This is a genomic window from Amycolatopsis sp. N2S4-7, assembly GCF_058119595.1.
This window is the reverse complement of the sequence record NZ_CP172299.1, coordinates 3,629,807-3,642,252: the sequence shown is the minus strand read 5'-3', so window position 1 is coordinate 3,642,252 and position 12,446 is coordinate 3,629,807. Positions and strand designations below refer to the sequence as shown.

The 12,446-nt window shown below is 70.9% G+C and carries 9 protein-coding genes; 6 read left to right on the top strand and 3 right to left on the bottom strand.

Annotated elements, in window-relative coordinates; genetic code table 11:
* Positions 1–26 precede the first annotated feature (26 nt).
* From ACH54P_RS16920 to ACH54P_RS16910, 3 genes are read right to left on the bottom strand one after another with little or no spacing between them, the layout of a single operon-like run.
* Positions 27–965 (bottom strand): amidohydrolase family protein, encoded by a 939-nt coding sequence (locus ACH54P_RS16920; RefSeq protein WP_489913784.1) that lies wholly within the window; start codon positions 963–965, stop codon positions 27–29.
* A 48-nt stretch (positions 966–1,013) separates the two neighbouring features.
* The gene (locus tag ACH54P_RS16915) at positions 1,014–1,448 is read right to left on the bottom strand and encodes a nitroreductase family deazaflavin-dependent oxidoreductase (RefSeq protein ID WP_489913782.1); all 435 of its coding nucleotides are present in this window, start codon (positions 1,446–1,448) and stop codon (positions 1,014–1,016) included.
* Positions 1,449–1,490: 42 nt separating this feature from the next.
* A complete protein-coding gene (locus ACH54P_RS16910; RefSeq protein ID WP_489913780.1) occupies positions 1,491–2,969 on the bottom strand; it encodes an MFS transporter in 1,479 nt (492 codons plus the stop codon).
* 116 nt (positions 2,970–3,085) lie between these two features.
* On the opposite strand from ACH54P_RS16910, the gene ACH54P_RS16905 reads away from it, so the two are divergent.
* From ACH54P_RS16905 to ACH54P_RS16880, 6 genes are all read left to right on the top strand, one after another.
* On the top strand, positions 3,086–4,054 hold the full coding sequence (locus ACH54P_RS16905; protein ID WP_489913778.1) for an Lrp/AsnC family transcriptional regulator: 969 nt from the start codon (positions 3,086–3,088) through the stop codon (positions 4,052–4,054).
* 418 nt (positions 4,055–4,472) lie between these two features.
* A complete protein-coding gene (locus ACH54P_RS16900) occupies positions 4,473–5,483 on the top strand; it encodes an alcohol dehydrogenase catalytic domain-containing protein (RefSeq protein ID WP_489913776.1) in 1,011 nt (336 codons plus the stop codon).
* Between the two features lie 33 nt (positions 5,484–5,516).
* Entirely contained in the window at positions 5,517–6,404 is an 888-nt protein-coding gene (locus ACH54P_RS16895) for an SDR family NAD(P)-dependent oxidoreductase (RefSeq protein WP_489913774.1), read from the top strand.
* Positions 6,405–6,432: 28 nt separating this feature from the next.
* Positions 6,433–7,908, top strand: coding sequence for an aldehyde dehydrogenase family protein (locus ACH54P_RS16890; protein ID WP_489913772.1), 1,476 nt, complete (start codon positions 6,433–6,435; stop codon positions 7,906–7,908).
* A gap of 77 nt (positions 7,909–7,985) precedes the next feature.
* Positions 7,986–9,377 (top strand): FUSC family protein, encoded by a 1,392-nt coding sequence (locus ACH54P_RS16885; protein WP_489913770.1) that lies wholly within the window; start codon positions 7,986–7,988, stop codon positions 9,375–9,377.
* A gap of 97 nt (positions 9,378–9,474) precedes the next feature.
* Positions 9,475–12,330, top strand: coding sequence for a helix-turn-helix transcriptional regulator (locus ACH54P_RS16880; protein WP_489913768.1), 2,856 nt, complete (start codon positions 9,475–9,477; stop codon positions 12,328–12,330).
* Positions 12,331–12,446: the final 116 nt, after the last annotated feature.

Sequence of the window (12,446 nt, the reverse complement as noted above, 5' to 3'; positions counted from 1 at the left end):
TTCGCAGGGGTGACTTCGCGACTCGGTCAGAGCCCCAGAAGGGCGCTGGCGTTGTGCTCCAGGATGTCCTCGACCTGCTCGGTCGGCAGGCCGGCGTCTTCGATGTAGGTGCGGGCTCGCAAGTACATCTCGCCCTGGATGTAGGGGAAGTCGGAGCCCAGGACGATCCGGTCGGCGCCGAAGGTGTCCACGGCGCACCGCAGGGCCGGGCCGTGGAAGTTGGCGGCGTCCCACCACATCTTCTTCCAGGCCTCCGACGGCAGCTCCGGGAATCCTTGCTGCCAGTACGGCCGGTTGTCGTCGATCCGCTGGGCGAGGAAGGGCAACGGGCCACCCAGATGGGCGACGAGGACCTTGATGCCGGGGTGGCGCTTCACGACTCCGGCGGTCATGAAGTGCAGCAGGCCGATGGTGTCCTCGAACGGTGCGCCGACCACCCAGCGCAGGCCGTGGTCCGCGATCAGCGGCGACGCGGCGTCCTGGCCGGAGGCGTGGATGTAGAGGATCGCGTTGCGGCGGTCGAGTTCCGCCCAGAGCGGTTCGAACGACGGGTCGCCCAGGGTGCGGTGGGCGACTTCGGTGCCGATCGAGGCGCCGAGGAGCCCGAGGTCGTCCATGGCGCGGGCCAGTTCTTCGGCGGCGGCTTCGCCGTGCGGAAGCGGTGTCGTGGCCAGCCCGGCGAAGCGACCCGGGTAGCGCGCGATCAGTTCCGCGTAGAGGTCGTTGGCGAGCCGGGCGGCGTCGATCGCGTGGGCGGCGTCATCGAAGGTTGGCAGCTGCGGGGTCGCCGACAGCAGCTGCATGTCGACTCCGGCGGCGTCCATCAGCGCGAGGCGGTTGTCGATCTCGCCCGGTGCGTCGCCGGCGCCGAGGCCGCGGGCGATGGGGGTGAAGTCGCTGCCGTAGCTGTCCAGCTTGTCGAGGTAGCGGGTGGGGAAGTAGTGGGCGTGCATGTCGATACGCATCGGGTGTTCGCTTTCGGGTTGCGCGGATGGTTCTGTGGTGCGGTTGTGTTACTGGGGTTCCAGCACGAGCACGGGAATCGTGCGGCTGGTCTTTTCCTGGTACTCGGCGTACTGGGGGAACGCCGAGACGGCGTAGCCCCACCACTCCGCCCGTTCGGCGCCCTCGAGCTCGCGGGCGAGGAAGGTGTGGGTCTCGGCGCCGTCCTGGAGCTGGATTTCGGGGTGGGCCTTGATGTTGTGGTACCAGTCGGGATGCCCTTCAGCGCCGCTCTTGGATGCGACGACGGCGTAACGGCCGTCGTGTTCCACGCGCATGACGGGCGTGCGGCGCACCTTGCCGGACTTCGCGCCGCGCATGGTGAGCAGCACGATCGGCAAGCCATCGATGCCGCCGATGCCGTCGGTGGTGCCGCTCTCGAGGATCTGCTCGACCTGCATCCGCGCCCACTGGTGCGGATCGCCCCACGAAGAGTTGTCGGTCATGGTTTTTCTCTCCTCTGTTTCGCCGAGCGGACGTCCGCTCGGTCAGTTCGACATGGCGGTCAGTCCACGGCCGGATGTGGTCGACGCCGGCGGGGTGGAGCTGATGCTGGGCTCAGGACGCACCAGCCATAAGACGAGCAGCGCGCCCAGGACACCGACGGCGCCCGCGAGCAGATAGCCGGTGTCGAGTCCGGCCACGATCGCCGCGGCAGCCTCTTCGGTGTGCGGGGCCTGCCCCGCAGCGGCGGCACCGACGAGCCCCGGGTCATGGGCGTGCTGCGCGACCGTGGTGCGGAACACCAGGCCCAGGACCGCGACGCCCAGGGCGTAGCCGAGCTGCCGGGCGGTGTTCACCGCGCCGGCGACCATACCGCCGAGCTCCGCGGGTGCCGCCGACATCGCCGCGGCGGTCAGCGTGGGGATCGCCAGGCCGATCCCGAACCCCGCCACCGCGAGACCCGGCAGCAGCGCACTCGCTCCGGAGCTCGGCCCGACCAGCATCTGCAGCCAGCCGCCGACGCCGATCAGCAGCATCCCGCCCCCGGCCGTCCAGCGGGGGGAGATGCCCTGCACCGCCCGGCCGGCCAAAGCCGAGACCAGGAACCCGCAGCCGGCCATCGGCAGCAGCACCAGGCCCGCGGTGATCGGCGACAGCCCGAGCACGCCCTGCAGCCACACTGAGGTGAACGCCAGGATCGAGAACGCCGAGGCCATCAGCAGCAGTCCCGCGGTGATCGTCGCGGTGAACGAGCCCGACCGGAACAGCCGCAGGTCCAGTGAGGGGAACTTGGCGTGCCGCTCGATCACCAGGAACCCGGCGAGCGCCACCGCCGCGACCGCCAGGAACCCCCACGTACCGGGCGCCGCCCAGCCCCGGTCGCCGCCCTGGATCAGGCCGTAGGTCAGGGCGCCCGCGAACACGGTGAACGCCAGCACGCCCGGTACGTCCAGGCGTACGCCCGGCCGCCGGGTCTCGGCGCACGCCGCCAGCGTCACGATGATCGTCACCACGGCGATGGGCAAGTTGACCAGGAAGATCCACCGCCAGCCGACGTGCTGGGTCAGCAGGCCGCCGGCGAGCGGGCCCAGCGCCGACGCCGCGCCGCTGACCGCGCCCCAGATCCCGAAGGCGACACCGCGCTCACGTCCGGCGTAGGTCGCGTTGAGCATCGCGGTCGTCGTCGCGAACATCAGCGCCCCGCCGACACCCTGCAGCCCGCGGGCGGTGATCAGCACCGCCGCGGACGGGGCGAGCCCGCAGGCCAGCGAACCCAGGGCGAACAGCACCAGGCCGGCCACATAGGCCCGCCGTCGTCCGACGATGTCGGCGACCGATCCTGAGCCCAGCAGCAACGCTGCGAGGACCAGGGCGTACACGTCCAGCACCCATTGCAGGTCGGTGAACGAGGCGTGCAGGTCGGCGGCCATCTCCGGCAGCGCCACCGTCACGATCGTGACGTCCAGCAACAGCATGAAGGTTCCGAGGCAGATGGCCGCCAACGGCCACCAACGAGAGTTCATACCGACAACTTTGATCCTCGTCCCGAGGTGTTCGGCCTCAATGCAGCGTGTTTTGCAAGGAATAGACATAAACTGGGGTTCTGAGACGGGAAGCGTCACGGTCGGAGGGTAGTGCGGTGCCAGAGACACGTGCCCAGCTCGATGATGTCGACTGGGGCCTGCTGCACGCCCTGATCGTCGACGGCCGCGCGCCGTTCGCCCGGATCGGCGAAGCGCTCGGCGTCTCCGGCCGTACCGTCGCCCGCCGGTATGCCCGGCTCCGGCAAACCGGGCTCGTCCGGCTCGTCGGCGCGATCGACCCGGTCGGCGTCGGCGGCACGAGCTGGGTCATCCGCGTCCGATGCCGCCCCGGGACCGCCTCCGAAGTCGCTCTCGCTCTGGCCCGCCGGGACGACACGCAGTGGGTGCACCTGGTCTCCGGCGGCACGGAGATCACGGCGAGCCTGCACTCGTGGTCGCCGGACGAGCGCGACGACCTGCTGCTCGAACGTCTGCAGCGCACGACGCCCGTGGTCTCGGTCAGCGCGCACAACGTGCTGCACACCTTCGGCGGCAGCGGTGGCGGTTTCCGCGGTTTGCACGTGCTCGGTGAGGACCAGGTCGCCCAGCTGCGCGCCGGGGTTCCGCACGGCGGGGATCCGGTCACGCTGACCGAGGAGGACCGTCCGCTGCTGCACGCCTTGTCGGTTGACGGGCGTGCCTCGTACCCGACGCTGGCGGGGGAGACGGGGTGGTCGGAGTCCACCGTGGCCCGGCGCATCGAAGCGCTGCGAGCGGCGGGAGTGCTGTTCTTCGACGCCGACATCGACGAGAAGGCGCTGGGCTTCCGCGCCGAGGCCCGGCTGTGGGCGTCGGTACCTCCCTCGGAGCTGGCTGGGATCGGCGCCGCGATCGCCGCGCACCCGGAGGTCGCGTTCTGCGCCGCCACGACCGGTGTCACCAACATCCTCGCCGCCGTCGTGTGCCGGGACGGTCCTGACTTCTACCGGTACCTGATCGAGCGGATCGGAGCGCTGCCGGTGGTGCGTGACGTGGAGACGGCGCCGCTGATCCGGACCGTGAAGCGGGCCGGAGCCCTGCTGTGAACGCCAGTTGGAGTTCCCGGGCAGCAGCCGCGAGGAACGACTGAAGCATGCGGTGACCCAACCACGCAGTATCTGGGTCAAGCATCAGTCATGTGACTGATACCCGGCCGACGATGTGACAAGGAGTAGTTAAATGGGCACTCTGTGAACATGACCAGCGACGTGAGTCCGGTTCGGGGGGAAGCTGGAGTCTTGCATAAAGTAGCGATGTCACTGCTGTTCGTGTTCAAGGCGTGTCGTGTCGCGGTCCTCTTCGTGGCGCTAAAGCTGCTGAAAGGGTGCTCCGGCACCGAAGACCGCCGCGGGGACGCGTCATGTGACGCATGCGCGACGGCCCCGGGAGCGACCAGTGTCATTCCGGTCAGCGGCGGACGAGACAAGTCGGACGCCGACGGAACCGGAGAATCCGAGGTCGTCCATGCGCGCAGCACTCGCCAGCACCGTTCACGAGCCCTTGCGGCTCGTAGAACGTGAACTTCCCGAGCCGGGCTTCGGGGAAGTACTCGTCCGCGTTCTCGGGTGCGGGGTCTGCTTTTCCGACCTGAACCTGGTACGCGGCCACTACCCGTTCGCCCGCTTTCCCGTCGTTCCCGGCCACGAGATCACCGGAATCGTGGAAGCCGTCGGGCCTGGCGTGACCTCCCCCGCACCCGGCACCACGGTGGGCGGGCAGTTCCTCTACGACGCCTGCGGACACTGCGGTTACTGCGTGCGCGGCGAGCCGATCCTGTGCGCCACCAAGCGGATCACCGGCGTGGTCGTCGACGGCGGATACGCCGACTACGTCCTGCTCAAGGCCGGATTTGTCACCGCGCTACCGGCAGGGATGGACCCCCTCGCCGCCGCACCCCTGATGTGCGCCGGCCTGACCGCCTTCAACGGGCTGCGCCAGGGCGGAGTCACCGCCGGTGCACGAGTGGCCGTCGTCGGCCTCGGAGGCATCGGCGCGCTCGCCGTCCGCTACGCCGTCGCCATGGGAGCGCGCGTCGCCGTTGTCGGGCGCTCCCGCAGCGGAGAGGACGCCGCGAAATCGCTGGGGGCCGAACTGTTCGTCGCCTCGGCCGACGAGGACCCGGCAGCCGCGTTGCAGCAGTGGGACGGCGGCGCGAACGTCGTGTTGAACGCCGCCCCGTCCACCACGGCGGGAGCTGCGACGCTGGGCGGGCTCGCCCCCGACGGAACACTCGTCTTCTGCGGTTACGGCGCCGAGCCGCTGGAACTGCCCATCCAGCCGATGGTGCTCAACCGGCTGCGCGTGATGGCTTCACCGTCAGGGTCGCCGCACGACCTGCGCGACACCCTCGCCTTCTCGGCGCTGCACGGCATCCTGCCCGACGTCACGCCGATCCGCCTCGACCAGGCTCCCGAAACACTCGCCGCCATGGGGTCCGGCCGCAGCGCCGGCCGCTCGGTCATCGCCTTCCCCTGAGCCCTTTTCACATCCACGACAAGGAGCACCCCCATGCCCAAAACCATCCTCATCACCGGCGCCGGATCAGGCTTCGGCGCCCTGAGCGCCCGCGCACTGGCTCGCGCCGGACACACCGTCTACGCGGCGATGCGCGATACCCGAGGACGCAACGCCGGCCGGGTGGGCGAAGCCGGCCGGTGGGCCGAAGAAAACAGCGTCGACCTGCGCACCGTCGAACTCGACGTGCTGTCCCAGGATTCCGCCGACGCCGCGCTGGCGCACGTGTACGACCAGGTGGGCCGGCTCGACGTGCTGATGCACAACGCCGGGCACATGGTCACCGGCCCGACCGAGGCGTTCACCCCCGAGGAGATCGCGGCGGTCTACGACACCAACGTCCTCGGCACGCAGCGGGTCAACCGGGCGGCGCTGCCCCGGATGCGCGAGCACGGTGACGCGCTGCTGCTGTGGATCGGCTCGACCAGCACCCGCGGTGGCACCCCGCCGTATCTGGCCCCGTACTTCGCAGCCAAGGCCGCCATGGACTCCCTCGCGGTCAGCTACGCCGCGGAACTGGCCCGGTTCGACATCGAGACCACCATCGTCGTGCCCGGATCGTTCACCACCGGCACCAACCACTTCGCGACCGGCGGCCACCCCGCCGACGAGAAGACCGTCCAGGCCTACGAAGAGCGCTATCCGGGGCTGGTCGAACAGGTCAGCAAGCGCCTAGCCGCCCTGGCCCCGCCGGACGCCGACGCAAGCCTGGTCGCCGACGCCGTCGTCGAGGTCGTCGCCACTCCGCACGGCACGCGCCCGTTCCGCGTCCACGTCGACCCCGCCGGTGACGGCGCACAAGAGGTCAGCGACGTCGCCGACCGCATCCGCAGCGAATTCCTCGCCCGTGTCGGCCTCGACGACGTCCTGCACCCCCACTGACACCACAACCAGAACCCAGGAGAACGAGATGACTGTGACAGCCGAACCCCGCACCCGGCACCTGCTCATCGGCGGCGCCGATCTTCCGGCCGCCTCCGGCCGCACCACCGACAACCTCAACCCGGTCACCGGCGAGGTCTACCTCACCGTGCCGGCCGCCGGGACCGACGATGTGGACCGGGCGGTGGCCGCGGCCCACGCCGCGTTCCCCGGCTGGGCCGCGACCGCACCGTCGCTCCGTCGGTCGATCCTGGAGAAGGCCGCCGCCATCCTCGAGGAGCGGACCGAAGAATTCACCCGGATCATGATCGGGGAAACCGCGGGCACGGTGACCTGGGCGGCGTTCAACGTCCGGATGTCCGCGGAACTGCTGCGGCAGGCGGCGACCATGGCCACCCGACCCGTCGGCGAGCTGCTGGCCACGGACGTGCCCGGCGAGTGGTCGATGGCGGTGCGCGCGCCGGCCGGAGTGGTGGCGGCCTTCGTCCCGTGGAACGGCCCGCTGATCCTGTGCGCCCGCGCGGTCGCCGTCGCGCTCGCGACCGGGAACCCGGTGGTGATCCGGCCGAGCGAGGACGCCCCGGTCACCAGCGGCTACTTCCTCGCCGACGTCCTCGCCGCCGCGGGCGTGCCCGACGGAGTCGTCAACGTGGTCACCAACGACCGAGCCGACGCTCCAGAGGTGGTGGAAGCCCTGGTGTCCGACGAACGGGTGCGCCGGGTCAACTTCACCGGTTCCACGCCGGTGGGGCGGGTGCTGGGCCGGCTGGCGGGGGAGCACCTCAAACCGATCATCCTGGAACTGGGCGGCAAGAACCCCATCCTCGTGCTCGACGATGCCGACCCGGGCTACGCCGCCGCGGGCGTCACCGTCGCGAAATTCATGAACTCCGGCCAGATCTGCATGTGCGTGGACCGGGTGATCGTGCAGAACGGCATCGCCGACGCGTTCATCGAGGCGTTCCTCGCGAAGGTGGCTGCGCTCGGCCAGGGCGATCCGGCACGGCCGGACACCCTGGTCGGCCCGCTGATCAACGCCCGGGCAGCCGAGCGGGTGGCGGGGCTCGTCGCCGACGCCGTCGCCAAGGGCGCCGAGGTACTGGTGGGCGGCGGACCGGCCGACGGCGCGTTCTACCCGGCCACCGTGCTCGACAAGGTCACGCCGGACATGCGCATCTACCACGAGGAGGTGTTCGGCCCGGTCGCGACGATCTTCCGCGTCGACACGGTGGACGAGGCGGTGGCGCTGGCCAACGACACCGAATACGGGCTGTCCAGCGCCGTGTTCACTGAGAACGCGTCTCGCGGTCTCGCGGTGGCACGTGGACTGCGCCACGGCGCGGTCCACGTCAACGACCACTCCGTCGCGGACGAGCCGCAGGCACCGGTGGGCGGGGTCAAGAACAGCGGCTACGGGCACTTCGGCAGCGAATGGGGTGCGGAGTTCTTCACCGAAACCCGCTGGGTGACCGTCAGCGACCGGCACAGCCCGTACCCGGTGTGATCATCCCGGCCGGGTCCGCGGCGGCACCGCGGACCCGGCTGTTCCCCGTCCCCCAGACCGAGGCAGGAGCACCTCCCATGCCCCTCACCCCGCACGGCCGCAGCCGGGCCTGGCCCGCCGTGGCTGCGCTGATCCGGCTGCGGCCGTCACCGCCGCGGTACCGCACGGCCACCGTCGCCGCCGTGTGCACGCTGGCCCCTTTGCTCCTGGTCGAGGCCGGGCTGCTTCGCCCGGCGTGGGGTGCACTCGGCTCGCTGGGTGCGCTGGCCGCGCTCTACGGCAGACCTGGCCGCCCGGCCCGGGACGCCCTTGCCGTGGGAGCCGCGACGCTCGGGCTGGCTGGGGGGTTCCTGGTCGGCAGCGTCGCCCAAGGGCGACCCTGGCTGGCTGTGCCGGTGGTCGCGGTCTGGGCCGCGGTCGTCACCGCGGCGTGCGCGTGGTTCGAGGCGCGTCCGCCCGGCATCGCCATGCCGGTCCTGGCGGGGGCGGTCGCTACCGGGCTGCCTTCCCAGAACCCGCTGCCGCCTGCAGCCGTGATCACTGCGGTCGGAGCGTCGGCGACCGTGCTGGTCTGGTCGACCGCCGCGCTGCGGGATCTGCGCCACGGACCATTCGCCCCGGCGCGACGTGTCGCCGTGCGGTTGCGCGGGCCAGTGCCTCTCTGGCCGGCCTTCCGTACTGCGATCGGGATTGCCGCAGGCGGGAGCCTGGCGTTGCTGACCGGGTTCGAGCACGCGTATTGGGCCATGGCCACCGCAGCCGCGGTTCTGACCACCGGTAACCACGAATCCACCGTGCGCGAGCGCGCACTGTTGCGCGGGGCGGGCACGCTCGTGGGTTGTCTGATCGCGGGTGCTGTGCTGGCCCTGCACCCCGCGCACCTGGTGCTGGCGGTCGTGCTCGCTCTGTCGGCGTTCACGACCGAAAGCGTCGTCGCGCGCAACTACGCCCTCGCGATGATCTCCGTGACTCCGACAGCACTGCTGCTCGTGGCCCTGGCCGCGCCACCGACGCTCGCGCCGTGGGTGCTCACCGGCGACCGGATGGTGGAAACCGTCCTCGGCTGCCTCGCTGCGATCGTCGCCGGCCGGTTGGTGACAGCGCGCTGGGCGGTGCGGCAACGGGTGCGCGCCGTGACCGCGGTGCTCGCGGCTGTCGCCGAGGTACGGGAAGCCCGCGCGCGCAACGGCCCGGCCGGTGAAGCCGTCGCCGTCCTGGCGCGCCGTCTGCGCCGCTTGGACCTCGTGACCACCCGTACCGCAGGGGAACGACGTGCTGTTCACCGACGCATCGAAGCCTTGGACGACCTGGTCGACCGGACCAAGGCCACTGCGGAGGCCGTGATCTCGGGGAACGGGGAAATTGCCGGAGAGCTTGCCGAACTCGTGGCGATTTCACGGCTCCGGTCGGCGGAAGAGCGGTCCACGGCCGGGAACCGCTGCTGGAGCAGGGGAAACCCGAGGCGGTGACGGTCTTCGCACGGGCGGTTCCTCGTTAGCGCGGACTGTCCGAAGTTGACAGATCACGCGTGACCGGCTTCGTCGTCATCGGGTGATTCGGGCGGGTGTGGCAGGATTCGCGACAGGATCCCGCGCATCGAGAGGCCGTTCAATGGACACCTCCTCCACCCCTGCCGGGCCGCGGCCTTCGCGCTTGGTCGGCCGGGACGATGAGCTGGACTTCGTTCGCGGATTCTTCACCGAAGCCTCGGTCCAAGGGGGCGCGCTCGTCGTCACGGGGGAAGCCGGTATCGGCAAGTCCGCCCTGCTGCAGGCCGTGGCCCACGACGCCGGTCAGCGCGGCTGCCTGGTCCTCCGGGTGACCGGTGCGCAGTTCGAGGCCGACATCAGCTACTCGGGACTCAACCAGTTGCTGGTCCCGTTGCTGACGCACCTTGATTCGCTCAACGAGGCACACCGCGAGGCGCTGCGTGTGGCGATCGGGATCGGCGCAGGCCCGGCGCCCGACCGGTTGCTGGTCTCGACGGCAACACTGCTGCTCCTCCGGCAGGTCGCGGCGGAGACCCCGGTGCTGCTCGTGGTGGACGACGTGCCGTGGCTCGACCGGTCGACGGCGGTGGTGCTCGGGTTCGTCGCCCGCCGGCTCATCGGAAGCAGGATCGGGTTCCTCGCCGCCGCCCGGACGCACACGGACAGCTACTTCGAACGCACTGGTCTCCCCGAATACGCGTTGGCCCCCCTAACCGAAGCGTCGGCACTGGCCCTCCTGCGCACCGCACATCCCCAGCTGGCGGCCACCGTGCGCAGACGTCTCGTGTCGGAGTGCCGCGGGAACCCGCTGGCTCTGGTCGAGCTGCCCGCCCTTCTCACACAGTTTCAGCAGCACGCCGGGTCCTCGATGCCCGCGATCCTGCCGTTGACCGACCGGTTGAAGAACCTGTTCGCCGCGCGAGTCGCCGAGCTGCCGGCCGCCTGCCGTGAACTGTTGCTGCTGGCCGCGCTCGACGGCACGGGCGACTTGTCGGTGATCGGGCGAGCCGTAAGCCGCTCGTCGTTCGTCGATGACCTCGGACCCGCCGAGCAGGCTCGCGTCATCGTGATCGACATGGCCGCCTCACGGCTGGCCTTCACCCACCCGTTGCTGGCCTCGGCCGTTGTCGACGTGGCCACGGCGGGCCAGCGCCGGACGGCCCACCGGGCCCTGGCCGACGTGCTCGCCCGCCACCCGGAGCGCAGGGCCTGGCACCTGGGTGAGGCGGCAGCCGGGCCCGACGAGCACGTCGCCCGGCTCTTGGAGGAGGCGGCCCAGCTCAACCTCGCCAAGGGCGACGCCACCGGCGCGGTCGCGGCACTGACCCGCTCGGCGCGGTTGAGCCCGGATCCCCGGGACCGGAGCCGGCGGCTGGCGGAGGCGGCCTACATCGGCGCTGACGCGGGCGGGGAACTGCGGAACGCTTCAGCGTTGCTGGACAGCGCGCGAGAGGCCGATCCCGGGCTGCGGGACTCCCTGCTGGCCGCGGCCGCGACCGCGCACCTGCTGATCAACACCGACGGTGACGTCGACACCGCGCACGCTCTCGTGGTCAGCGCGGTGCAGGCCCAGGAAAAGGGGACAACCGACGAGTTCGCGCTCGCCGAGGCCCTGCACACCTTGCTGCTGTTGTGCTGGTACGGCGGCCGGGCGCACCTCTGGGAGCCCCTGCTGGAGGCGATCGAGAAATTCGGCCACGTCGTGCCGGAGCTGTTGTGGGTGTGTTCGCGCACGTTCGGCGACGCCGCGCGCACCGGGGCGGAAGCCCTGGAACGGCTCGACGCGGTGCTGCGTACCTTGCCGGAGGAAACCGACCCCACGCGCATCATCCGCGCCGGCACGGCCACCGTCTTCCCGGACCGCCTCGCCGAGGTGCGGGAAGCGTCCTGGCGAGTGATCAGGCAGGGCCGTCGAGGGGAGAGTCCTGCGCGCCGCCACCTGGGCGCCATCATGCACGTTTGCGTGGAGTACCTGCAGGTGGGCCGGTGGGACGAGGTCGATGCGCTCGCCGAGGAGGGGCTGGGGATCTGCCAGGAGCAGGAGTACAACTTCTTCGTCTGGTACTTCCGCTACATCCAGGCGGTGCTGGCCGGCGTCCGCGGACACGCCGACACCAGCCGGGCGTTGAGTGAGCAGATCATGCAGTGGGCGGGGCCTCGCGGCGCGCAGGGGGCCGCGCAGTGGGCAACGCAGTCGCGGGCCCTGGCTGCGCTCAGCTGCGGCGACTTCGAGGAGGCCTACCGCCAGTCGAGTCTGCTCACCCAGCCCGGCACTCTCGCGCCGTTCGTACCGGTGGCCATGTGGAACGCCCTCGACCTCGTCGAGTCCGCGGTCCGCACAGGCCGGTCCGCGCAGGCCCACGAGCACGTCGCGGCGATCAAGGAGTCGGCCATGGCCGAGCTGTCGCCCCGGTTGCGCCTCTTGGCGCGGGCGGCCGAGGCGTTGGTGGCGTCCGAGGAGGACGCCGCAGGCTGCTTCGAGGCCGCGCTGGCGGACCCGGAAGCGGCCCGCTGGCCCTTCGCCCACGCGCGGGTGCTGCTCCTGTTCGGCGAGCACCTGCGCAGGGTCCGGCGCACCGGCGAGGCGCGGGCACCGCTGTCGTCGGCTTTGACGTCGTTCCGCGGGCTGGGGGCGGCGCCCTGGGCCGAACGGGCCGCCGCCGGGCTGCGAGCGGCAGGAGAGACCCTGCCCGCCACACCGGGCGAGGCGCCCGACGACCTGCTCACCCCCCAGCAACGGGAGATCGCGGCGCTGGCCGCGTCGGGGCTGACCAACAAACAGATCGGCGAACGGCTGTTCGTCTCGCCTCGAACGGTCGGCTCCCACCTCTACCAGATCTTCCCGAAGCTGGGCATCACGTCACGGGCGGCACTGCGTGACGCGCTCGCGGCGCTCGACGAGCGGACCGGAAGCGGGGGAGGCCGCTCCTGACGGGCTCAGTCGACCCGGTCAGTCACATGACTGATGACCTTCGGAGCTTCTTCTCGCACGCTGACTGACAGCGGCCTGGTGGCCGATGACGCGAGCGGTCAGCGGGGGAAGTCATG